Source organism: Allobosea sp. P2_A10, from assembly GCF_056405115.1.
Genome location: NZ_JBFUCS010000012.1, coordinates 135,287 through 156,758, shown reverse-complemented (window position 1 = coordinate 156,758; position 21,472 = coordinate 135,287). Strand labels below are relative to the sequence as shown.

Genomic DNA, 21,472 nt, shown 5'->3' with positions numbered 1-21,472 from the left:
CGATGACCGAGATCAGGCGGCACAAGCGCGGCGGCATCTATTTCGAGGATTTCCATGTCGGGACGGTGATCGAGCATGGCCTGACGCGCACGGTCACGCAGATGGACAACATGCTGTTCTCAAACATGACGCTGAACCCGCAACCGCTTCATATCGATGCGCATTTCTGCGCGACGGAGACCGAATGGGGCAAGCCGCTGATGAACTCGCTGTTCACGCTCGGCCTGATGATCGGCATCTCCGTCAACGACACCACGGTCGGGACCACGATCGGCAATCTCGGCATGACCGACGTGACCTTCCCCGCCCCGCTGTTCGAGGGCGACACGATCAACTGCACCACCGAGATCGTCGCCAAGCGCGAATCGCGCTCGCGCCCCGACGCCGGCATCGTCGAGTTCCAGCACAAGGCCTTCAAGCAGGACGGCACGCTGGTGGCGCAGTGCCGCCGCCAGGCCTTCATGCGCCGTCGCACGCCCGGCGGCACGGTGGCCGTCTGATGCGCTCGCTCCTGTTCGTGCCGGGCGATAGCCCCAGAAAACAGCAGAAGGGCCTGGAGAGCGGCGCCGACGCGCTGATCCTCGATCTGGAGGATTCCGTCGCGCTCGACGCCAAGCAGGAGGCCCGCCGCCTCACGCTCGATTTCCTGATGTCGGTGCGACAGCTCGCAAAGCGTCCGCGCCTGATCGTGCGCGTCAACGCGCTCTCGACCGGCCTGACGCCGGCCGATCTCGATGCGGTGATGCAGGGTGCACCCGACGCCCTGATGCTGCCCAAGGCCGAGGGCGGCGTCGATGTCAGCCACCTCGCCGCGCAGATCGCGGTCCGCGAGGCCGAGAACGACCTGCCCGACGGCGCGACGAAGATCATCCCGATCGCCACCGAGACCGGCAAGGGCATCTTCGGCTTAGGCAGCTATGCCGGGGCGAGCCATCGCCTCTCCGCGCTCACCTGGGGCGCCGAGGACCTGTCCGCCGATCTCGGGGCCGAGACCAACCGGCTGACCGACGGCAGCTACGCCGACCCCTACCGCCTCGCCCGATCGTTGACGCTGTTTGCAGCTTCCTCCGCGCAGGTCGACGCGATCGACACTGTCTTCACCAATTTCCGGGACGAGGCCGGCTTCCACGCCGAATGCATCGCGGCGCGACGCGACGGCTTCACCGGCAAGATGGCGATCCACCCGGCGCAGGTCGCCGCCGCCAATGCGGTGTTTTCGCCTGCGCCTGCCGAACTCGCCAAGGCAGAGGCGATCATTGCGCTGTTTGCCGCCAATCCCGGCGTCGGCGTCATCGGGCTTGACGGCGAGATGCTCGACCGGCCCCATCTCGTCAGGGCGCAGCGGCTAAAGGCACGGGCCGAGAAAGCGGGCGGCTGAGGTATTTGACGGTAAGGCATTTCAGCCTTACATTGCCGGCGTCAGCTCGAGATCGCCCCATGGCTACCCTCACCGTCACCTCTAAAGGTCAGGTCACCCTTCGCAAGGACCTGCTGCAACATCTGGGTGTCCAGCCCGGTGACAGATTGACAATCGACAAACTTCCTGACGGCCGGGTCGAGGTGAAGGCCGCGCGACCGGCCGGACCGATCTCGGACATCTTCGACCTGTTCAAGCAAGAGGGTCGCCCGCCCCTGTCGATCGAGGAGATGAACGAGATCGCAGCCCGCGGCTGGACCGGCAGGCGATGAAGATCACAGCCGACACCAATATTCTCGTCAGGGCGATCACAGGCGACGACGAACGACAGAGCGCAATTGCGCAGGCTGAATTACGCCAGGCCAATCTGGTCGCTTTGACTCTTCCAGCCCTTTGCGAGCTGGTTTGGGTATTGTCCCATGGCTACGGGATTGCATCGAAGGAGATCGCGCAAGCACTCGGGCGTCTCATCGACAGCGACAATGTCGTGGTCAATCGTCCCGCGGCGGAAGCCGGATTGAACCAGTTGATCGCCGGCGGCGATTTCGCGGATGGCGTCATCGCCTATGAAGGGCGCTGGCTCGGAGCGGAGGCATTCGTCTCGTTCGACAGGAAGGCTGTAAGGTTGATAGCGGCGCAAGGCGAGAGGGTGCGCCTGCTTGCCTGACCTCGCGCGGCATCAAGCTCTGTCCGCCATGTTCAAGCGGATAGTGTCACAACGGCCCGCTGCACAGGCGCGTAATCTGGTTAAGAGAAACACCGCAGCTGATTCCGATGAATCAGCTTTTCGCCACGCCGTGTCTGTGCCGCGATGCTTGGATCGAATGTCTCAGAGCGTCTGAATACGCCGGCAGGCGCGCATCCCCGAGGACAGGCAGTCCTGCGCCTTGCGCGCCCGGTCGAGCTCGAAGACCAGCCAGACGCCTGCCCCGAGTATCAGCAGGGCGACGATGACCGCCAGCAGGTTGAGGGTCATCTTCCAGTCTTCGTCGGGCTCTTCGGGCTGCCGCAACAGACCTCCTCAGCCCGCGCCGGGCGGGCGGATGATCGAGAACAGATGGTCGACCTCAGCATAGTCGGCATAGCCGCAACGCGCGATCGGATTCGCAGCCGCCGTGTCGAAGCGGCCGTCGCGGACGAATGCGTCGTCCATGAAGATGCCGACGACCTGGCCAAGCACCATCCAGCGCGGCACAAGCTTGCCGTCGAGGTCCCTAAGCTGCTGGACCGAGAGAAGCTTGCATTCGAGCGCCGCGGGGCTACCGGCGACGCGGGGCGGCTTGACGAATTTGGACGCCGCCATCTCCAGCCCGGCGTGGCTGTATTCGCTCTGTCCCGCCGGCAGCGGGGCAGAGGTCAGGTTCATCTGCTGCGCCAGCGCCTTGGTGGCGAGCGAACAGGTGAACTCGCCGGTCTCCTCGACGAAGGAGACGGCGTCCTTCTTCTCCTCCGAGCCGAACATAACGATATGCGGCCGCGACGAAACCGCGTTGAAGAAGCTGTAGGGCGAGAGGTTGATCTCGCCCTTGGCGTTCAGCGCGGTGATCCAACCGATCGGGCGCGGCGTCACGATCGCCTTGAACGGATCATGCGGCAGGCCGTGATCCTGCAATGCCGTCGAATAGATCATGCTCTCAGGCTCCGAAATGGCTGACGATGTCGGCAAGGACCGGACGCTCGCGATCGGCTGGAACGCTTGTCGGCGTGCCCAGATGGATGAAGCCGGCGATCCGCTCCTCCGCCGCCAGACCGAAAGCCGCCAGCACGTCGCGATCGAAGGAGAACCAGTTCGTCAGCCAGCAGCCGCCATAGCCCATCGCCTGGGCCGCGATCAGGATGCTCATGCAGACCGCGCCGGCCGAGAGCTCCTGCTCCCATTCCGGGATTTTCGCATGCGGCTTCGCCGTCGAGACCACTGCGATGATGACGGGCGCCTGCATCAGCCGGTTGCGCTCGAAGGCGATCTTCTCGGCATCGGCAGTCGGATTGCGCGCCTTGAAGCCGTCGGCGACGATATCGCCGGCCTTGGCGCGGGCCGCGCCCGTGATCACGATGAAGCGCCAGGGCGCGAGCTTGCCATGGTCGGGCACCCGCGAGGCGATCGAAAGCAGATCCGAAAGCTGCTGCCCTTCGGGTCCGGGCGCGGTAAGGAATTGCGGCGGCACCGAACGGCGCAGCTTGAGCAGGGCGAGCGTATCGGTCATGAAACATCCGGTAACGAGATGAAGGCCGCAGGAACGGGCGCTCCAGTCGGCATGGCTGCACCTGAACTAGTGGTTCGCCATGATCAGGACAAGCAAGCCTGCTCAGACAGGGACGCAAGGGCGCCGAGGGCTGCAAGCATGTTTCAATTGGATGAATTCCAGCGCGGGGCCGGCCGGGCGGCGCTGGTCGTGGCAGCGGGCCTCGCCTTGTCGCCCGCATCAGGCCTCGCGCAATCGTTCCAGCGCGCACCCGCGCCATCCGAAACGACAGCCCCGACGCTCTCGACCACCCCTGCCCCGCTGACACTGGCGGCGCAGTTCTCGGGTGATCGCAAGCCGATCCGCTCTGGCCTGGTCTGGCGCGTGCTCAGCGAGACCGCCGACGGCTCACCGCCGCGCATCGTGGCACGCTCCAACGATGCCGAGCCGGTGTTCTCGCTGCAGCCCGGCACCTATCTGCTGCATGCGGCCTATGGCTTCGCCAGCGGCACCAAGCGCGTCAATCTCGGGCCTCAGGGCCTGCGCGACCAGATCAGCATCAGCGCCGGCGGCCTGTCGCTGGCGGGCTCGATCGGCGACAGCCCGATCGCCGCCTCGCAAGTCAATTTCTCGGTCTTCGTGCCGTTGCAGGGCAACTCCGAAGGCCGGCTCGTCGTCTCCAACGCCAGGTCCGGCGAGCTGATCCGGCTGCCGGAGGGCACCTATCACGTCGTCTCGACCTATGGCGACTCGAACGCGATCCAGCGCGCCGACGTCAAGGTCGAGTCGGGCAAGGTCACCGACGCGACGCTGCACCACCGCGCCGCGCGCGTGACGCTGAAGCTCGTCGCGTCTCCGGGCGGAGAGGCCTTCGCCGGCACCGCCTTCAGCGTGCTGACGCCCGGCGGCGACGTCATCCGCGAGGCGATCGGCGCGTTCCCGCAGGTCATTCTGGCCGAGGGCGATTATGTGCTGATCGCGCGGCAGGAAGGCCGGGTCTTCTCCCACGACTTCAAGGTCGAGACCGGGCTCGACCGCGACATCGAGGTGCTGGCGCGCTGAGCGCGTCCGACCCCTTCGCGCCGCCTCAGTTGGTCGGCTTGAAGTTTTCGGTCAGCTCCGGCTTTTCGCCGGTCAGCGCGCTGGCGATACCGTCCGCGATCCGGATCGCAAGGCAGCGATAGCTGGCTTCGACCATGTGCAGCCCGTCCATGCCGACGAGCTCCTCCGACGTGAACTGCTTGGAGCGGGCCCAGCTTTTCATCATCGCGTAGCGTGGAAAGACCGACACGCCATGTTCGTCGGCGGTCTTGGCCAGTACGGCCCTATAGCCGTCATAGCGCGGATAGCGATCTTCGCGTGCCAGCCATTGCAGATCCATCATGATCATGTCGATGCCGGCGTTCTGGACCTTGCGGATGCCCTTGCGCAGGATCTTGGCGAGCTTCTCCTCGCCGACATCGCGGATCGCATCGTTGACCACGGTCTGCCAGATCACGATCGAGGGCTTCTCCTCGATGACATCGGCTTCCATGCGCAGCAGCATGTCATAGGCCGACTGCCCGCCGACCCCCTTGTTGACGACATTGATCTCGGTGCCCGGCAAGCGACGCCGGAGCTCGTTGGCCAGCACGGCCGGATAGCTCCTGTCGTCGGTACTTGCGCCGGAACCCGCGGTGGTCGAGGAGCCGAGCGCCACGATCGTGAGTGTTCCGCTCTCCTGGACCGCCTTTTTGGCGGCCGGCAGGATCGGCGCGAAAGGCTGCTGCGCAGCGCCGAAACGGCAGCGGACGTCGTTCTTGCCGGCAAGCGTCATCGATCCGGCGAAAGCAGGCGCGGCCAGCAAAAGCAGCGATGTCAGGATTGCAGCGCCGAATCGCCCTGCACCGGAGACAGCTCTCTCGGCGCGCGACGAGGCGTGAGCGACTGATACCACGACAGGAAAATCCCCAGAGCAGTCAGGATAGTAACGCCGCCGAGGCAAACGAGCAACTGCACGCCCGGCGCAAAGGATGTCTCAGTCAGGATGATCTGCCCGGCGACCGACAGCACGACGCCGACGGCGAAAATATCGAGAGAATGACGGCCCATCCCAGCGAGAAGCCGCGCGCCCGGCAGCGACAGCATCGCTGCCCCCGCAGGCAGGAAGCGGATCGCCAGCCAGCCCAGCGAAACCACATGGACGACGCGGATCCAGGCGAGGTTGGTCTTGTCCGTGCCGAGCTGGATGGTGTCGATCCAGTCGTTCAACATGGCGATCCCGAACGGGTTGCCAGACGAGGTCTTCACCAGAACCGCAAACAGGAGAAAGAGGATCGCCGCCGCATCGAGCCAGCGCAGGCGTGGCGCGGCGATGCCAAGCTGCGCGCAGCGGCCGATGACAATGCCGATGGCAAACAGCAACTGCCAGGCGAAAGGATTGAAAAACCAGCCGGAAGAGCCGGTGTTCGGCAGATTCAGGCCGGCCAACACCGCGCCCTGCCAGAGCGCGACCGACGCGGCCAGCGTTAGCAGCGGGCTGATCCGGACTGCCCAGTAGAGCAGCGGGAAACAGCCGAGCAAGGCGATGTAGAGCGGCAGGATGTCGAGATAATTGGGCTGATAGCGCAGCGTCAGCGCGTCGAACAATGCGTTCCGCGTGTCGCTCAACAGCGGCTGAATGTTGATCGCCTCGATATAGAGCGCGTTCTGCGTCTGCGTCACCGCCACCGCCACGAGTCCGCAGACGATGACGAAGACCGCGATATGCGCGACGTAGATCTTCCAGAGCCGCCGCGCGAGACGGCCGATGCCGGCGACGAAACCGTGCTTCTCGATCGCGACGCCATAAGCAAGGGTCGCGGAAATGCCGGCCAGCAATACGAAGACATCCGCAGCGTCGGAAAAGCCGAAATTATGCGGCATGAAGCCGGCCACGACATTGCCGGGCATGTGGTTGATGAAGATGACGAGCAGCGCCAGCCCACGCACGATGTCGATGCGCGCGTCGCGGGCGGCCCGGCCATGGACCGTCGGGCTGACAGACTGTCCGAAAGCCAGAAAACGTCCGAGGGACAGCGCCTGAGACAAAAGGAACACTTTCACGGGCCAAACGGAACGGCGAGCGGGACGTCGATTTCGGTTCCTGCCGCAGCGGGCAATCCGAACATGAACGGTTCCTATCGCGTTCGTTCATCTGGCGTTCATATAGCAGCGAAAGTAAGGCAAGGCATCCCGGGCCGCGATCACAACCGCGTGGTCAATAGAGCCGAAGGGTGTGACGAAACGGCGGCGTTCGCGCGACGAGCGCGAGATCAGTAGGGTGGCTCGGCGTGAACGAGCTTCCCGTCGATCAGAAGGCGCTTGATCGCGGCCTCGCCCGAAGCGGAGACCGCCGCCACGATTTCGATGCGCTTGCGCTCGGTGCGCTCGATCGCCAGACCCGTGCCTTGCGGCACATAATAGCTCTCCAGCCCGTAGCGGACACCGAGCCGGGTCCGCCCTTTCTCGCAATCGGTCTCGCCGGCTGCGTTCAGCGCACAGGCGCCCGTCGTCGTGACGCGCCCGGCAATGACGATGTCGGAGCTACTCGTCGCTGGCCTGTTCCTGTGCACCGCCTTGACCCTGGCGAAGCCCTCGCCATCGGGAACGAGGCTGACATGGATGGCGTCGCCTTTGGCGAACATCCGGTCGCCCTCCACGGCGCTGCCGTCGATCGTGCCGATCTCGTAGCCGAGCACGACATAGTCGCCGCGGAACAGGTCGCGCGGATCGACCGGCGCGGTCTTCAGCCTGATCTCGGCGCCGGAGCGCAGGATGCTGGCCCGGCTCTCGACCAGCGCCAATAGCGCGCCGCACAGGATCAGCATGGCCGCAAGAGCACGCCACAGCACCGGTACGCGCAAGATGAATCGGTCGAGCGAAAGCGCACCCATCATCCCGCCTCCGCCGGTTTGGCAAAGCGCGCCACCAGCCGCCGCGCGCCGCCAGCCAACGCCAGCAGGGCCGCTCCCGCCACCAGGAAAAACAGCGACTGGTCGAGCAGCGTGCCGATCGTCTGCCAGAGCAGGATCAGGATCGCGATGCCAAACAGCCCCGAGCCAGCCAGCGTCAGCCGACGGATGCCGCCGGCCGCGCCGGCAACGACGAGCGCGATCGCGATCAGCAGGATCAGACCGGCCACGACGACCTTGCCCGGCAGCCTGACCACGCCGCCGCTCCAGAACACCACCGGTATGAACAGCGACATCAGCAGCGCGGCCGCCAGCGGCCAGGCGAAGCGCCGGTCCCGCGCCAGCGCCGCAAATACGCCCACGGCCGGCAGCGCGGCGGCATAGGCGAGATAGACCGGCCAACTCGCCGTGCCGGCGCGCGATTCGCCGGCGTCGAGAATGCGGATCAGCTCGACATCGAGCCCGATCATCAGACCGATCAGCCCCCAGGGCAGGAAGGCCGTCAGCAGCATCGGCAAACCCCGGTCCAGCGCGATCGCTCCCAGCGTCACGAACACGACGGAAAGGCCTATGCCATAGGCGAGAAGTCCGTAGTCGAAGCGGCCGTTCAGCCAGTCGCCCGGTATGCAGCCGAGCCAGCAGGCCAGCGCCAGCACCGCGACATGATGGACGAAGCGACTCCGTCGCCCGAGCGCAAGCCAGAAGGCCGGTGCGTAGAGGACGAAGAAGAACAGATGCGGCGCGCCCTGCTGCTCCATCCAGCGCCCGACGCTCCAGCTCGTCAGCGCAGCAAAAGCAATGATCAGCGCTCCGTCCGAGCGCAGCAGGATGGCGACGGCAAGGGCGCCGAGCGCGATCAGCATCGCTCCACCCGGCCAGTCCGTCGGCAGATGGTACATCTGCCCGATGAGCGCGATTCCGGCCGCGAAGATCAGCGTGCCGCAGGTCGCTGCCGCATCGGAGCCAAGCTCGGAGGCACGCGCCTGCAGCCGCGCCGAAATCGCCAGCGCCGCAACGAGGCTGACGAGAATCATGCCGAGCTTCATCAGCCGCGGCATCTCCTCCCAGTTTGCAGCGACGAAGGCAGCAACGCTGGAGGCGATCAGCAGCCCGCCGAACATGCCCAGCAACGCCGGCAGCCGGAAGCCGCCGTCCTTGCCGAGCGAACGGCGGATAGCAGCCGCGCTGTCGGGCGTCACCAGCCCTTCGCTGGTCCACCGGACGAGATCGACTTCCAGCCGCTTGCGATAGGATCCGGTCAGCATGGGCGGCAATCTGGCATGTCGTCGTCGGGCTTGGCTAGTCGATCACCGCGCCGTCATTCCCGACAAGCCGCGAAGCGGCGCTGATCCGGAATCCATCATAAAGCATTGTGCCCTGCTATGGATTCCGGGTCTCCGCTTCGCTGCGCCCGGAATGACGCGTTGTGATGTCAGCCGGCTCGCGCCGCCTTAAGCCGCTTCAGGTCCGGCGGTGTCGCCTCGTCGACCAGCGCCGCCAGCATCTCCGCCAGCGACATCACCGTCTGCGCCTGGCTGCCGAGACGGCGCACCGTCACGGTCTTCTCCTCGGCCTCGCGTTTGCCGACCGCCAGGATAACCGGGACCTTGGCCAGCGAATGCTCGCGCACCTTGTAGCTGATCTTCTCGTTGCGAAGATCGGCGCGCGCCCGCAGGCCCGCATTCATGCAGGCGATCGTGACCTGTTCGGCATAGGCGTCGGCCTCCGAGGTGATCGGGCAGACCAGGATCTGCTCGGGCGCGAGCCAGAGCGGGAAATGGCCGGCGAAGTTCTCGATCAGGATGCCGGTGAAGCGCTCGAGCGAGCCGCAGATCGCCCGGTGGACCATGCTCGGCGTTTTCTTCTCGCCGTCCGAGCCGATATAAAAGGCGCCGAAACGTTCCGGCAGGTTGAAGTCGACCTGCGTCGTGCCACATTGCCAGTCGCGGCCGATCGCGTCGCGCAGGACATATTCGAACTTCGGCCCGTAGAACGCGCCCTCGCCCGGATTGATCGCGGTCTTGATCCTGCCGCCGGATTCGGTTGCGATCTGGTCGAGGACCTTCGTCATGACATCTTCGGCGTGGTCCCACATCGCGTCCGTCCCAACCCGCTTCTCCGGCCGGGTCGAGAGCTTGATGACGAGATCGTCGGTAAAGCCGAAATCGGCATACACCGAAAGGATCAGCTCGTTGATCTTCAGGCACTCGGCCGCCAGATCCTGCTCGCCGCAGAAAATATGCGCGTCGTCCTGCGTGAAGCCGCGCACGCGCATCAGCCCGTGCAGCGCGCCCGACGGCTCGTAGCGATGCACCGCGCCGAATTCGGCAAGCCGGATCGGCAGATCGCGATAGCTCTTCAGCCCATGCTTGAAGATCTGGACATGGCCGGGGCAGTTCATCGGTTTCAGCGCGAAGACCTTCTGGTCGCGCATCGGGTCGTTGGGGTTCTCGAAGGCCGAGGCCGACTTCACCGCGAACATGTTGTCCTGGTACCAGCCCCAATGGCCCGAGGTCTCCCAGAGCGACTTGTCGAGGATCTGCGGCGCGTTGACCTCCTCGTAATCGGCTGCCAGCCGGCGTCGCATATAGGCGATGATCTCCTGGAACAGCCGCCAGCCCTTGGAGTGCCAGAACACGACGCCGGGCCCCTCCTCCTGGAAGTGGAACAGGTTCATCTCGCGGCCGATCTTGCGATGGTCGCGCTTCTCGGCCTCCTCGATCTGCGTCAGATGCGCGTCGAGTTCTTCCTGTTTGGCGAAGGCGGTGCCGTAGATGCGCGTCAGCATGGCGTTGTCGCTGTTGCCGCGCCAATAGGCGCCCGCGACCTTCATCAGCTTGAAGGCGTTGCCGACCTTGCCGACCGAGGTCATGTGCGGCCCGCGGCACAGATCGATCCAGTCTCCCTGCGCATACATCTTCAGCGTCTGGTCTTCGGGGATCGCGTCGACCAGCTCGACCTTGTAGGCCTCGCCCTTGTCGCGGAAGAAAGCCTTCGCCTTGTCGCGGCTCCACTCGTCCTTGGTGAACGGCGCGTCGCGCGCGATGATCTCGCGCATCTTCTTTTCGATGACCGGCAGGTCTTCGGGCGTGAACGGTTCGTTGCGGGCGAAATCGTAGAAGAAGCCGCCCTCGATCACCGGCCCGATCGTCACCTGCGTACCCGGCCAGAGTGCCTGCACGGCCTCGGCGAGGACGTGGGCGCAGTCGTGCCGGATCAGTTCGAGCGCGCGCGGGTCCTCCCGCGTCAGAAACTCGATCCTCGAATCCTTCTCGATCGCATCGCCGAGGTCGACGACGACGCCGTCGAGCGCCATCGCGACGGTGCGCTTCAGCAGAGAGGGGGAAATGCCGCCTGCGATCGCCTTGCCGGTGATGCCGGCCGGGAACTCGCGGCTTGCGCCGTCTGGAAATGTCAGGGAGATCGTCATGGCCTGTAAAAGTCCTGCTCACTCGGGGATACGAACCCCGTAAGTCAAGGCCGGCTACGGATGCGGTTTGACGACTCCCTCGCCCGCAGCCGGTTGCGCGTCGGAGCCGCTGGCCGTCCAGTCTCCCTCGGGAGGCGGCGCGTTGACGCCGCGCCAGCGGCCATAGCGCCACGGGCTATACCACGTCGCCCGCAGTGGCAATTCCTCGCAGACGAGATCGATGCCGCTGGTGCCGCGCGGATTGCAGCGGCAGATCCGCGCGAACCCGACCCAGCCGCCGCGCCACAGCCCGTAACGCTGGATCGCCTCGTCGGTATAAGCCGAACAGCTCGGCCAATGCCGGCACTGGCGGCCGACCAGCATGGACAGGCTGAGCTGATAGCCCCGGATCAGCCAGTGCGCGCCAAGGCGCGGCCCACGCTTCAGGCTGGCTGCTTTTGCAAAAAGACGTGACAAGGCGCGATTCGATGCCATTTCATCGCGCTCGTCACCCGAGCCGAGATTCGCCATGCTTGCCCCCGCTCCGCAACCGATGTCCTTCCGACGTGCAGCCGCCTCCCTGGCGGTTGCGGCAGCCCTGCTGTGCGCCGCGTCGCCGGCATCGGCGCAGCAGCGCAACAACCTGCTCTGGCTCGAACCCGGCAAGCTCGACATCGCCAAGATCATCGGCCTGCCGCCGGCGCAGAACTCGCCGGAGAACAAGGCCGAATTCGAGCAGGTGCTGAAGATCAGCTCCACCCGTACGCCCGAGCGCGAAAAGGCCGCCATTGCCGACCAGTACCAGACCCTGTCGCGTTTTCTTGAAGGCGTCAGCAATACCTACGTCGACAACACTCACCGCGAAATGCGTTTGCTGTTCAAGGAAGCCCAAGTCGAGTCGGCGATCGTGCTGCTCGGCGTGCGCCGCCTGACCAGCCGGCAGCGGCCGTTCACGGTCTGGAACAAGGTCAGGATCAAGCCCTGCCCCGGCGGCCGACCCGACGGCACGTCCTTTCCGTCCGGCCATGCCGCGACCGCCGCGCTCTATGCCGAACTGCTGTCGACGGTCGTGCCCGAACTTGCCGACAAATTCGAGGAGCGGGTCAAGAGCTATGACGAGAGCCGCCTCGTCTGCGGCTTCCACTACCCGAGCGATCTCGTCGCCGGCGACAAGGCCGGGCGCGCCGTCGCCAAGGCGCTGCTGGCCGAACGCGCCTTCCGCTCGCGTTTCGACGAGACCAGGGCAGAGATCAGGCTGGCCTTCGGGCTGAAATGACTCACTCCGCCGCCTGCTGGCGGCGGGCCTCGATCTGGCCGATGGCGTCGACCACGGCGTCGAAGGTCAGCATGGTCGAGGCGTGACGCGCCTTGTAGTCGCGCACCGGCACGAGCACCGAGAGATCGCTCCACTTCCCGTCCGGCGGCTCGGCGTTGTCCTTGAGGATGGCGCGGGCCTGCTCGCGCACCAGACGCAGTTCGTCGGCGGTGGCGCCCACGACATGGCGCGCCATGATCGAGGACGAGGCCTGCCCGAGCGCGCAGGCCTTCACGTCATGGCCGAAGGCGGTGACGACATCGCCCTCCATGCTGACATCGACCGTCACGGTCGAGCCGCAAAGTCGCGAATGGGCCTTGGCCGTCGCGTCGGGCGCAGGCAGGCGCTCCAGCAGCGGGATGTTGGCTGCGAGTTCGAGAATGCGCTTGTTGTAAACATCGCTCAGCATGTCGTGATCTCCGCCGGGTCTGGAGTGACCGGCGCCGCGACCCAATATAGGGTCGATCGTTGTCCGGCGGGAGAGCATCTCCGCAAAGCGCCGGCGACGGGAAACTTGTCGCACCCCTGTGCGCCGATTGGTCCAGCGCCATATCGGTTGCGTAGGATGCATAACCGTAACGGGAGGCGCCACATGAACCCTGTGGTTAAGTCCTTGTCCGTCGAGCGGGCGCTCAGCCCCTCTGCAGACAAGTTTCTGATCAAGCAGCCGACGCAGGAGGAAGCCGAGGCAGCCGTGCGCACGCTCATCTTATGGGCCGGCGACGATCCATCACGCGAAGGCCTGACCGATACGCCGCGGCGCGTGACCAAGGCCTTCAAGGAATTCTACAAGGGCTATGACGAGGACGCGCACGCCGTGCTCGACCGCGTCTTCGAGGAGGTCGAGGGCTATCAGGACATGGTCCTGGTGCGCGACATCCCGTTCTATTCGCACTGCGAGCATCACATGGTGCCCTTCGTCGGCAAGGCCCATATCGGCTACTACCCGTCCAAAGGCGTGGTCGGCCTCTCCAAGCTCGCGCGTATCGTCGACGTCTACGCCCGCCGCCTGCAGACGCAGGAGACGATGACGGCGCAGATCGCCCAGATCATCGACAAGGTGCTGAAACCGCGCGGCGTCGCCGTGCTGATCGAGGCCGAGCATATGTGCATGTCGATGCGCGGCGTGCAGAAGCAGGGCTCCTCGACCATGACCACGCAATATACCGGCGTGTTCAAGGACCCGACCGAGCAGGTCCGCTTCTTCACCATGGTGAAGTCGCCGGGGCTTTAAGCCGGATGGGACGCGCGCGCCGTCACTCCGGACAAGCCGCGAAAGCGGCGCCGATCCGGAATCCATCGTAAGGCACCACAGCGCTCGACGATGGATTCCGGATCTCCGCTTCGCTGCGCCCGGAATGACGGAGCGGTTCCGCCAGAAACCGGCGCGCGCTATACGGCAATGAAGCTGCACAGCGCTTTGGAGCACCATGTCCCACTTCCCCGCCGCCCCGGACAAAAACACGCTGGAAGAAGGCGTCGTGCTTGCCCCGCGCTTCGACGCCAACGGCCTCGTCACCTGCGTGACCACCGACGCAGCCACCGGTGAATTGCTGATGGTTGCGCACATGAACGCGGAGGCTTTGCAGCGCTCGCTCGAGACCGGCGAAGCCTGGTACTGGTCGCGCTCGCGCCGGGAACTCTGGCACAAGGGCGCGACGTCGGGGCAGATCCAGACCATCGTCGAGATGCGCGTCGATTGCGACCAGGACGCGATCTGGCTCAAGGTCAATGTCGCGGGAGACGGCGGCTGCTGCCACACCGGCCGGCATTCCTGCTTCTACCGGGTCAAGCCGCTGCGCGCCGACGCCTCGCTGCCGCTGGCGCCGGGCTGATCCGGCGGCGCTGGCGTTCCTTTCGTCGGGCTTTCATGTTTCCGTCAAAAGCCGCCGATAATCGCAAGGCCCGGATGGGCTGATTCACGATTCCCTCATCCCCCACTGCGATCCTGACGCTCCCGAGGAGGGTCGGGACCATGCTCTGGGATGACATCGCCAGGCGAGCCTTTGGACTGGGCGGAGGTGGAGCCACGATGAACGATATGACGGTCGAGAGGCCGCCGGGGCGTAGCCGGCCGAAGATCGGACTCGCGCTCGGCGGCGGCGCGGCGCGCGGCTGGGCCCATATCGGCGTGCTGCAGGCGCTCACCCAGGCCGGCTACGGCCCCGACGTCATTGCTGGAACCTCGATCGGCGCAGTTGTGGGCGGCTGCTTTGCCGCGGGCAAACTGCCGGAACTCACGACCTTCGCACGCAGCCTGACCAAGCGCCGCGTCGTCGGGCTGATGGATTTCCATATTGGCGGGGCCGGCCTGATCGCCGGCGGCCGGCTGAAGCGCCTGCTCGAACGCGATCTCGCCGGCATCCGCATCGAGGCGCTGCCGCAGCGTTTCGTCGCGATTGCGACCGAACTGGGCACCGGCCATGAAATCTGGCTGACGCATGGCCCGCTGGTCGAGGCGCTGGGCGCGTCCTACGCGCTGCCTGGCGTGTTCGACCCGGTCAAGCTCGGCGGCCGCTGGCTGATGGACGGCGCGCTGGTCAACCCGGTCCCCGTCACGGCCTGCCGTGCCATGGGCGCCGATCTGGTGATCTGTGTGAACCTGAACAGCGACCTCGCCGGACGCGGCACCATCATCCAGAGTCACGCAGCAGAGCCCGACCCCGAAACGCCGCCCGAAGCCGCCGTCCAGCCGGGTTCTCGCTGGCTCGGCGGCATCAGCGGGGCGGCGCGGCGTATGCGCGGGCTGGTGACGCGGTCAGTCGAGGATCGTCCCGGCCTTGCCGGCGTGATGGTCGATGCCTTCAACATCACGCAGGATCGCATCTCGCGCTCGCGCCTTGCCGGCGATCCGCCCGACGTGATGATCGGCCCCCGGCTGGGCAAGGTCGGGCTGTTCGATTTCCACCGGGCCGAGGAGGCGATGGAACTCGGCCGCGTCGCGACCGAGCGCGCACTCGACGAGATCGTGACCATGGTCGGCGGCAGCAGCGTCGCGACCCACTGACGTCAGGACGGCCGCTCAGGCCATCGCAATGTAGTCCCGCATCGCCCGGCTTTCGGCCTCGATCTCGGCGACCCGATGCTTCACCACGTCACCGATCGAGACGATGCCGGCGATCCGGCCGTTCTCGACGATCGGGACATGACGGAAGCGACCCGAGGTCATCATTTCCATCAGCTCGTCGATGCTGGTCTGCGGTCGGCAGGTCACGACCTTGGCGGTCATGGCGCGCGAAACCGGGCTGTCGAGCGCGGCGGGCCCGTCTGCTCCAAGAGCACGGATGATGTCGCGCTCCGAAAGGATACCGACCAGGGCGCCGTCCGCTCCCGTCACCACGACGGCGCCGATGCGGCGTTCGCTGAGGATGCGGGTGGCTTCACCAAGCGTCCGGTGCGGTTGCACCGAGATCACGTCATGGCCCTTGTCACCGAGAAGCTGCGCGACATTCATGGATGCGTTCCTCCTGTCAGTCGGCGCCGTTGACCGGCGCACGGGTTCGAGCGGGACAGGAGCCCGGCCGCTGACGGAGTGAATCGCCGGGTATGGCCGTCCCAATCCTTCGCAATACCGCGAGTGTGGGCGAAGACCGTGGCGCAGGCAAGGCTTTCGGAGGCGCCGGCCTCAGCCGCGCAATGCGCCGCGGTCGAACAGCGGAAACAGCAGCAGCCCGGCGAGAAAGCCGCCGATATGGGCCTCCCAGGCAATGCTGGTCTCCTCGCCGAAGATCGGCACCAGTCCGGAACCGAACAGGATATTGGTGACGAACCAGATCGCGATGAACAGCAGCGCCCGCGAATTCCGCCAGATCTGGCCGATGCGCTCGGCGGGGATAGCCCTGACGACGGCGTCGTCCCCGAGCGAACCGAAGCGCAAGCCCGGCGAGAAGACGAACCGGATGGCGGCGGCGGTCGCGCCCGATATCGCAGCCGAAGCTCCCACAAGCGGCAGCACGTCGAGCTCGCGCGACCACCAGTGCAGCAATGCGCCGGCAATGGTTGAAAGCCCCATCAGGCTGAGGAAGCGGCTCGTCCCGAGCCGGCGCGCGACCGGACTGCCGAATGCCGCGAGCCAGACGACGTTCGAGATCAGATGCACCCAGGAGCCGTGCAGCAACCCGTAGCTCACCAGAGTCCAGAGCCGCGGCCCTCCATCGATCAGGAACAGCCGCGCCAGCTGCATCCGGTCGGCGAGATCCTGCCCGACCTGCGATTGGGCCAGCCCCGTCAGCACGTCGTCGAGCCGGTCGGGCGAGAGCCACAGGCTGAGACGCGCCGGCACGAAGGCGAGCCAGGAGATCAGCGCGTAGTCGTCATAGGGCGAGAGCAGCGAACGCCCGGCCTGGATCAGCGCGAGCAGCGCGATCAGCCAGAGCACGACGGCCGGGAGATTGAGGACGGGCTCGCGCGGGGGTGGCGAACCGGAACCGAAGTTTGGGTCTGACATGGGCTTCAACCCTTGCCGATGCCGCCGCCCGAGGCAAGCGGAGCAGCACCGGTCAGGCCTGCGACAGAATCGTGGCGGAACGAAAAAGGGAGAGCCCCCAGGCTCTCCCTTTCTCAGGCTGCGGCCGGTGCGCGCTTAAAGGCGTCGCATCGCGGTCACGTCCCCCTCGCCCAGTCGGAGGCGGGCTGCTCGCGCCCACCGAAATCACTCGCATTTATCATGCATTGTAAGGGGTTATCCACAATCTCAAGCTTTCGTTAACCTTAACCGATCGTTTCGCCTCCCTGCCCCGCTCCGGCGTGGCAAGACGGCACGCTGTCTGCGTCCTCGTTCCCCGAGAGGGCAAGAACGTTCCAGCTCCTGACGCTTGTGGCCCATCGCGGGACGCATGCCGGCATGGAGACGGACGACAGCCGGCACTGGATGCAGCGATGAAGAACACGAGCACCCGACTTGTCTACGAGTATTGGGACACGCTGCGCGGCGAGCGCGCGGCGCCCGAACGGGGCGAGATCGAGCCCGGCGCGCTGCGTCATGCGCTCGCCGACACCTTCGTGCTGGAAAACGAGCCGATCGGCCCGGTCTTCCGGCTGGCCGGCACGCGGCTTTGCGCGCTTGTCGGCAGCGAATTGCGCGGGCGCGCATTCACGGCCCTGTGGCCCGATGTCGAATCGCAGGGCGACATGCGCCGCCTCGTCCAGACCGTGATGGACGAGACCGCCGGCGCCGTCGCCGGGCTCTCGGGCGAAACCCAGAGCGGCGCGCCGGTCTATCTCGAACTGCTCCTGCTGCCGCTGCGTTATCGCGGCCGCACCCATGCCCGCCTGCTCGGGGCGCTGTCACCGGCGGTGACGCCCGAGTGGCTCGGCCTCGACATGCTGCAGTCGATGCAGATGATCTCGCTGCGGATGCTCTGGCCAAGCCCACCGGCCCGCGCCGTGCCGGCGCCGCCGCAGCGCGCGACACCACCGAAATTCATGGTGCTTCCGGGTGGGCGGGCCTGAAATCTAACCACCCGTTAACCAGCGCGCCGATAGGATCGCTCGAAATCAGGCAGATCCTTGATGTTGAGCGCGCTGCAAACGCCCCGTACCGCCGCCCGTCCTGCCGAACGCAGGCGGCACTACCGTATGAAGGTGGTGCTGCTCGGGCGTTACATGCTGCCCAACCGCATGGAATACCCCTGCCAGTCGATCGACATCTCGCCGGGCGGCCTGCACATCGCGGCGCCCGCAAAGGCCGCACCTGGCGACCGCGTCATCGTCTATCTGGAGCATCTCGGCCGCATCGAGGGCGTCGCCGTGCGCACCACGATGGAAGGCTTCGCGATGACGATCACCGCGACCAGCCGCAAGCGCGAGAAATTCACCGCGCAATTGACCTGGCTCGCCAACCGCGAGGAACTCGGCCTGCCCGAGGACCGTCGCCATGAGCGCATCGTTCCGCGCAATCCGCGATCCGTCCTGACCATGAACGACGGCGCCGAGCATGTCGTGCGCGTGATCGACATCTCGCTTTCGGGCGCGGCGTTCTCGACCGACCTCGACCTCCCGATGGGCACCCCGCTCAGGATCGGCACGACGCCGGCCAAGATCGTGCGCCGGTTCGACGGCGGCTTTGCTGCCGAATTCCGCTTCCCGCTCTCGGCTGACCTGCTCGACGAGAATCTCGAGCTCTGAAGCAGCGCCGCTGCGCGGCCTGTCCTGCTACACCTCCCGATCAGCACAGATCCCGCTGCTTGCGGAACCGCGCTTGCGCTCCGGTTTCGTCACGCCGCACCCGTGATTAAAAATCACTGAACGCAGCCGTTAGGCTTGTTAACATCGAATTCTCCGAGCGTTTAGCCTGAAAGATGATCCATCGCCCGAACGGCGAATTACATAGAATTGCTCGTATCTGTTTCAAATGAAATCCATCGGCACTGCGCATGGTCTGCCCCAGGGACACGAAAGGGGACGACATGACGAAAAACTACCTCAACTTCACCGGACCTGTATTGGCGCTTGGCCTGACGCTCGCCGGCGCGACCGGGGCGAACGCCCAGCAAAGCGCCGGCATCCCCGTCGCCAGCCTGCCGATCGCCGCTTCCGGCGAGGCGCGCGCGCCTTATGCCTGGAACGATTTCTGCCGGCGCACCCCGTCGGAATGCCGCATCGATCTGCGTGAGGCGGACCGCGTCGAGATGACGCCGAAGCTTTGGAAGACGATCGTCGCCATCAACGGCCGGACCAATCGCGAGATCGAGCCGGTGACCGACGAGGAGCATTGGGGCGTCGTCGATCGCTGGGACATCCCCGAGGACGGCAGGGGCGACTGCGAGGACTACGCGCTGCTGAAGCGCAAGCGCCTGGCCGAGGCCGGCATTCCGCGCCGCGCTTTGCTGATGACGGTCGTCATCGACGAGGAGAACGCCGGCCATGCGGTGCTGATGATCCGCACCGACCGGGGGGACTACATCCTCGACAACAAGCGCAACGCGGTCCTGCCCTGGAACCAGACCGGTTACGTCTACGTCAAGCGCGAGTCGCAGATGCAGGTCGGCTGGACCTCGCTCGGCGGCGCCCAGAACCCGACGGTCGCCTCGGTGCGCTGATCGCGAAAAGCTTGCGCGGCCGCCCGAAGGCGCAGCCGCGCCATGACCAGGGGATTCGCTGACCCGGCCGAAGGCCGCAGCGATTCTCCACAAAGGACGGCGAGGCTCGGTCACGTCCCCACCCCACCCGTCCCCCAGGCCGGGTTTCGCCATAGGGCCGGCTCCCTTCCCCGGGGAGTCGGCCCGTCTTTTTGCGTTCTACTCAGTCCAGCCGCTTCAGCCCCGCATGGAATTGCCGCCAGCGCGCGACGTAAGCCTTCGCCGAAGCGGTGATGCCGGCGGCGGCCGCCTGGTCCAGCGTGCGGATGGCGCGCGCCGGCGAGCCGACGATCAGCGAATTGTCGGGAAATTCCTTGCCCTCGGTCACCAGCGCATTGGCCCCGACGAGGGAGTTGGCGCCGATCCTCGCCCCGTTCAGCACGGTCGCGCCCATGCCGATCAGGCTGTTGTCGCCAATGATGCAGCCATGCAGGATGGCGCGATGGCCGATGGTGCAGCCGACCCCGACTTTCAGGGGAAAGCCCATGTCGGTGTGCAGGACGCAGCCTTCCTGGATGTTGCTGCCTTGCCCGATCTCGATCCACTCATTGTCGCCGCGCATCACCGCGCCAAACCAGATGCCGACATCGGCGGCGATCCGGATCCGGCCGACAAGATGGGCATCGGGCGCAAGCCACCACGAGCCCTCCGGCGGCGTCTCCGGCACGGTTCCATCGAGCGAGTAGAGCGGCATGGCGGCGTCCTTCCTGAGCGTCTGCCTCAGGAATGCAGGCTGCGCCGCGAACCCGTCAAGCGCCGAGCATCTGCAGCAGGTCGAACAGCACGCGGCCCGAGGCCATGCTCCACAGCGAGGCGATCATGCTCGCCAGCATCACGAAGACGAACGGCCGGCCCTCGATCCGCCGCCCGCGGACGGTGTTGCGCACGATCAGGAATGGCGCGCTGAAGACGACGACGGGGACGCTCGCGACGGCGGCGAGCCCGCCGCCCTGCAGCAATTTGAAATCGGCGCGTTGCGCCGTGAACAGTTCGAACGCGCTCGCCAGCAGCCCGGCGAAGGTGAACCCGATGGCGAGATACTGGATCGCCTCATACGCGACGGGATCGATCGACACAGGGCGGGCTCCACACTCAACTGCCGCCCACCCTGCCGTATGGTTTACGAGGTGTGAAGAAAACTCCTAAGCGATGGTTAACCGCCCGGACCGCCAGCCTGCCGGACAGGCAACGGATCACAGGCTCAGGGCTTGCCCGGCTCAATCATGGTTTACGGCGCGTTAAGCGCGCTCTGCTTGACTGTGGCGACCTCCGCTGAAGGCGCAAATCCGTGACCGCTTCGATCCCGCAAGAGAACTCCGCGCAACTGGCCGCAGACATCGCGGTGATGATCCGCTCGCGCCTGAAGCGAAGGCCGCAGCCTTTGCCGCCGCGCGCCGACCGGGCGCTCGGCAAGGCGGCTCTGGCGATCCTGCTCGCGGGGCTCGCTGCCACGGGGGCTGCGCTCTACGCCAGCCGCAAGGGCGCCGAGGCGACCGCGACGCTGCAGCCGGCCCGGATCGGCGACGTCGCTCTGATGGTCCCGCAAAATCTGACCGGAGCCGAGGCCGACGACACCTCGCGGCTCGTCGGCATGGTGCGCCTCAGGCTGGATTGGCCGAGCTTCGGCCCGGCGCAGGCGCAGAACCGCAACCGGCTGCTGGTGACGCTGAGCCCGCCCGACAAGGTCAACGAGCCGGCGACGCAACTCGCCGTCTATGCCCGCTTCCTGACGCCGACAGTCTGGTCCAATCCCGGCGGCCTCGTCGTGCGCGGCTTCCGCAAGGGCTCGCCCTATGAGGGCGACGAACTCTATGTCTCGGTGCCCGACGGACGCGGCTTCGCGGCGCGCTGCCCGCTTGATTCAGCGGCGACGGTCAATCTGGACGAATTGTGCCGGGTCACGTTCCGCCATCGCGGCGTCGACGTGAACATCCGCTTTCCGCGCGGCGTCATCGCCGATTGGGAGTTGATGCTCGGCGGCGTCCGCCGCACCATCGACGGCATGCTGCGCTGATCTCGGGCCTGTACCGGGCCGGGCATTTCGCCAGGGCGAGCCGGCTGGCGTGACCGGCGAGAACCGGAGCGCAGCGGACTTTTGTCCGTGAGCACCGGAAGCGCGGGCGGCCGCGTCAGACGG

At 66.0% G+C, this 21,472-nt stretch carries 27 protein-coding genes and 1 pseudogene; 13 read left to right on the top strand and 15 right to left on the bottom strand.

The window, feature by feature from the left end; translation table 11 throughout:
- Positions 1-2: 2 nt before the first annotated feature.
- The 4 genes from AC1DZY_RS17930 to AC1DZY_RS17915 are packed head-to-tail and all read left to right on the top strand — an operon-like array spanning position 3 to position 2,084.
- Positions 3-500, top strand: coding sequence for a MaoC family dehydratase (locus AC1DZY_RS17930; RefSeq protein ID WP_476821495.1), 498 nt, complete (start codon positions 3-5; stop codon positions 498-500).
- Positions 500-1,378: an HpcH/HpaI aldolase/citrate lyase family protein gene (locus AC1DZY_RS17925; protein ID WP_476821494.1), complete on the top strand. Its 879-nt coding sequence runs from the start codon at positions 500-502 to the stop codon at positions 1,376-1,378. The genes AC1DZY_RS17930 and AC1DZY_RS17925 overlap by 1 nt, the downstream gene beginning before the upstream one ends.
- A 59-nt stretch (positions 1,379-1,437) precedes the next feature.
- Positions 1,438-1,689 (top strand): AbrB/MazE/SpoVT family DNA-binding domain-containing protein, encoded by a 252-nt coding sequence (locus tag AC1DZY_RS17920; protein WP_476821493.1) that lies wholly within the window; start codon positions 1,438-1,440, stop codon positions 1,687-1,689.
- Positions 1,686-2,084, top strand: coding sequence for a type II toxin-antitoxin system VapC family toxin (locus tag AC1DZY_RS17915; protein WP_476821492.1), 399 nt, complete (start codon positions 1,686-1,688; stop codon positions 2,082-2,084). The genes AC1DZY_RS17920 and AC1DZY_RS17915 overlap by 4 nt, the downstream gene beginning before the upstream one ends.
- A gap of 162 nt (positions 2,085-2,246) precedes the next feature.
- On the opposite strand, the gene AC1DZY_RS17910 is transcribed toward AC1DZY_RS17915, so the two are convergent.
- Genes AC1DZY_RS17910 through AC1DZY_RS17900 form a run of 3 tightly spaced genes read right to left on the bottom strand, consistent with a single transcriptional unit; the run spans position 2,247 to position 3,621 of the window.
- Positions 2,247-2,429 (bottom strand): hypothetical protein, encoded by a 183-nt coding sequence (locus AC1DZY_RS17910; protein WP_476821491.1) that lies wholly within the window; start codon positions 2,427-2,429, stop codon positions 2,247-2,249.
- Positions 2,430-2,438: 9 nt separating this feature from the next.
- The gene (locus AC1DZY_RS17905; RefSeq protein ID WP_476821490.1) at positions 2,439-3,047 is read right to left on the bottom strand and encodes a flavin reductase family protein; all 609 of its coding nucleotides are present in this window, start codon (positions 3,045-3,047) and stop codon (positions 2,439-2,441) included.
- A 4-nt stretch (positions 3,048-3,051) separates the two neighbouring features.
- Positions 3,052-3,621: a nitroreductase family protein gene (locus AC1DZY_RS17900; RefSeq protein ID WP_476821489.1), complete on the bottom strand. Its 570-nt coding sequence runs from the start codon at positions 3,619-3,621 to the stop codon at positions 3,052-3,054.
- A gap of 138 nt (positions 3,622-3,759) precedes the next feature.
- On the opposite strand from AC1DZY_RS17900, the gene AC1DZY_RS17895 reads away from it, so the two are divergent.
- Complete coding sequence (locus AC1DZY_RS17895; protein ID WP_476821488.1) at positions 3,760-4,662, top strand: hypothetical protein; 903 nt, start codon at positions 3,760-3,762, stop codon at positions 4,660-4,662.
- 25 nt (positions 4,663-4,687) lie between these two features.
- Here the strand turns inward: AC1DZY_RS17895 and AC1DZY_RS17890 are convergent, their stop codons facing one another.
- The 6 genes from AC1DZY_RS17890 to yidD all read right to left on the bottom strand — a co-directional run bounded on the left by AC1DZY_RS17890 (position 4,688) and on the right by yidD (position 11,436).
- A complete protein-coding gene (locus tag AC1DZY_RS17890; RefSeq protein WP_476821487.1) occupies positions 4,688-5,416 on the bottom strand; it encodes an SGNH/GDSL hydrolase family protein in 729 nt (242 codons plus the stop codon).
- 41 nt (positions 5,417-5,457) lie between these two features.
- On the bottom strand, positions 5,458-6,678 hold the full coding sequence (locus AC1DZY_RS17885) for an OpgC family protein (protein WP_476821486.1): 1,221 nt from the start codon (positions 6,676-6,678) through the stop codon (positions 5,458-5,460).
- 215 nt (positions 6,679-6,893) lie between these two features.
- Positions 6,894-7,517, bottom strand: coding sequence for a GDYXXLXY domain-containing protein (locus tag AC1DZY_RS17880; protein ID WP_476821485.1), 624 nt, complete (start codon positions 7,515-7,517; stop codon positions 6,894-6,896).
- Positions 7,514-8,797 (bottom strand): DUF2157 domain-containing protein, encoded by a 1,284-nt coding sequence (locus AC1DZY_RS17875; protein WP_476821484.1) that lies wholly within the window; start codon positions 8,795-8,797, stop codon positions 7,514-7,516. Before AC1DZY_RS17875 ends, AC1DZY_RS17880 begins: the two co-directional genes overlap by 4 nt.
- A gap of 167 nt (positions 8,798-8,964) precedes the next feature.
- On the bottom strand, positions 8,965-10,962 hold the full coding sequence (gene thrS / locus AC1DZY_RS17870; RefSeq protein WP_476821483.1) for a threonine--tRNA ligase: 1,998 nt from the start codon (positions 10,960-10,962) through the stop codon (positions 8,965-8,967).
- Positions 10,963-11,016: 54 nt separating this feature from the next.
- Positions 11,017-11,436 (bottom strand): membrane protein insertion efficiency factor YidD, encoded by a 420-nt coding sequence (yidD, locus tag AC1DZY_RS17865; protein ID WP_476821530.1) that lies wholly within the window; start codon positions 11,434-11,436, stop codon positions 11,017-11,019.
- 34 nt (positions 11,437-11,470) lie between these two features.
- On the opposite strand from yidD, the gene AC1DZY_RS17860 reads away from it, so the two are divergent.
- Entirely contained in the window at positions 11,471-12,217 is a 747-nt protein-coding gene (locus tag AC1DZY_RS17860) for a phosphatase PAP2 family protein (RefSeq protein WP_476821482.1), read from the top strand.
- Position 12,218: 1 nt separating this feature from the next.
- On the opposite strand, the gene AC1DZY_RS17855 is transcribed toward AC1DZY_RS17860, so the two are convergent.
- A complete protein-coding gene (locus tag AC1DZY_RS17855; RefSeq protein ID WP_476821481.1) occupies positions 12,219-12,665 on the bottom strand; it encodes an iron-sulfur cluster assembly scaffold protein in 447 nt (148 codons plus the stop codon).
- Between the two features lie 183 nt (positions 12,666-12,848).
- Between AC1DZY_RS17855 and folE the strand changes: the two genes are divergently transcribed.
- The 3 genes from folE to AC1DZY_RS17840 all read left to right on the top strand — a co-directional run bounded on the left by folE (position 12,849) and on the right by AC1DZY_RS17840 (position 15,263).
- On the top strand, positions 12,849-13,490 hold the full coding sequence (gene folE / locus AC1DZY_RS17850) for a GTP cyclohydrolase I FolE (protein WP_476821480.1): 642 nt from the start codon (positions 12,849-12,851) through the stop codon (positions 13,488-13,490).
- Between the two features lie 196 nt (positions 13,491-13,686).
- A complete protein-coding gene (hisI, locus tag AC1DZY_RS17845; protein ID WP_476821479.1) occupies positions 13,687-14,091 on the top strand; it encodes a phosphoribosyl-AMP cyclohydrolase in 405 nt (134 codons plus the stop codon).
- A 197-nt stretch (positions 14,092-14,288) separates the two neighbouring features.
- Entirely contained in the window at positions 14,289-15,263 is a 975-nt protein-coding gene (locus AC1DZY_RS17840; RefSeq protein WP_476821478.1) for a patatin-like phospholipase family protein, read from the top strand.
- Positions 15,264-15,278: 15 nt separating this feature from the next.
- Here AC1DZY_RS17840 and AC1DZY_RS17835 read toward each other — a convergent pair whose 3' ends face one another.
- Together AC1DZY_RS17835 and AC1DZY_RS17830 are read right to left on the bottom strand one after the other, a co-directional pair.
- A complete protein-coding gene (locus AC1DZY_RS17835; RefSeq protein WP_476821477.1) occupies positions 15,279-15,710 on the bottom strand; it encodes a CBS domain-containing protein in 432 nt (143 codons plus the stop codon).
- Between the two features lie 171 nt (positions 15,711-15,881).
- On the bottom strand, positions 15,882-16,703 hold the full coding sequence (locus tag AC1DZY_RS17830; protein WP_476821476.1) for a rhomboid family intramembrane serine protease: 822 nt from the start codon (positions 16,701-16,703) through the stop codon (positions 15,882-15,884).
- 431 nt (positions 16,704-17,134) lie between these two features.
- Between AC1DZY_RS17830 and AC1DZY_RS17825 the strand changes: the two genes are divergently transcribed.
- The 3 genes from AC1DZY_RS17825 to AC1DZY_RS17815 all read left to right on the top strand — a co-directional run bounded on the left by AC1DZY_RS17825 (position 17,135) and on the right by AC1DZY_RS17815 (position 19,296).
- Complete coding sequence (locus tag AC1DZY_RS17825; protein ID WP_476821475.1) at positions 17,135-17,707, top strand: PAS domain-containing protein; 573 nt, start codon at positions 17,135-17,137, stop codon at positions 17,705-17,707.
- A 60-nt stretch (positions 17,708-17,767) separates the two neighbouring features.
- Positions 17,768-18,382 carry a PilZ domain-containing protein gene (locus AC1DZY_RS17820; protein ID WP_476821474.1) on the top strand — a complete coding sequence of 205 codons (615 nt, stop codon included), beginning with the start codon at positions 17,768-17,770 and terminating at the stop codon, positions 18,380-18,382.
- A gap of 281 nt (positions 18,383-18,663) precedes the next feature.
- Positions 18,664-19,296 carry a transglutaminase-like cysteine peptidase gene (locus tag AC1DZY_RS17815; protein ID WP_476821473.1) on the top strand — a complete coding sequence of 211 codons (633 nt, stop codon included), beginning with the start codon at positions 18,664-18,666 and terminating at the stop codon, positions 19,294-19,296.
- Positions 19,297-19,498: 202 nt separating this feature from the next.
- Here the strand turns inward: AC1DZY_RS17815 and AC1DZY_RS17810 are convergent, their stop codons facing one another.
- From AC1DZY_RS17810 to AC1DZY_RS17800, 3 genes and pseudogenes are all read right to left on the bottom strand, one after another.
- Positions 19,499-20,029 (bottom strand): gamma carbonic anhydrase family protein, encoded by a 531-nt coding sequence (locus tag AC1DZY_RS17810; protein WP_476821472.1) that lies wholly within the window; start codon positions 20,027-20,029, stop codon positions 19,499-19,501.
- 55 nt (positions 20,030-20,084) lie between these two features.
- Positions 20,085-20,411, bottom strand: a complete 327-nt coding sequence (locus tag AC1DZY_RS17805) for a DUF6949 family protein (protein WP_476821471.1) — start codon at positions 20,409-20,411, stop codon at positions 20,085-20,087.
- A gap of 66 nt (positions 20,412-20,477) precedes the next feature.
- Positions 20,478-20,525 (bottom strand): annotated as a pseudogene (locus AC1DZY_RS17800) (hypothetical protein); the annotation flags it as partial.
- A 98-nt stretch (positions 20,526-20,623) separates the two neighbouring features.
- On the opposite strand from AC1DZY_RS17800, the gene AC1DZY_RS17795 reads away from it, so the two are divergent.
- Complete coding sequence (locus AC1DZY_RS17795) at positions 20,624-21,349, top strand: hypothetical protein (protein WP_476821470.1); 726 nt, start codon at positions 20,624-20,626, stop codon at positions 21,347-21,349.
- Positions 21,350-21,472: the final 123 nt, after the last annotated feature.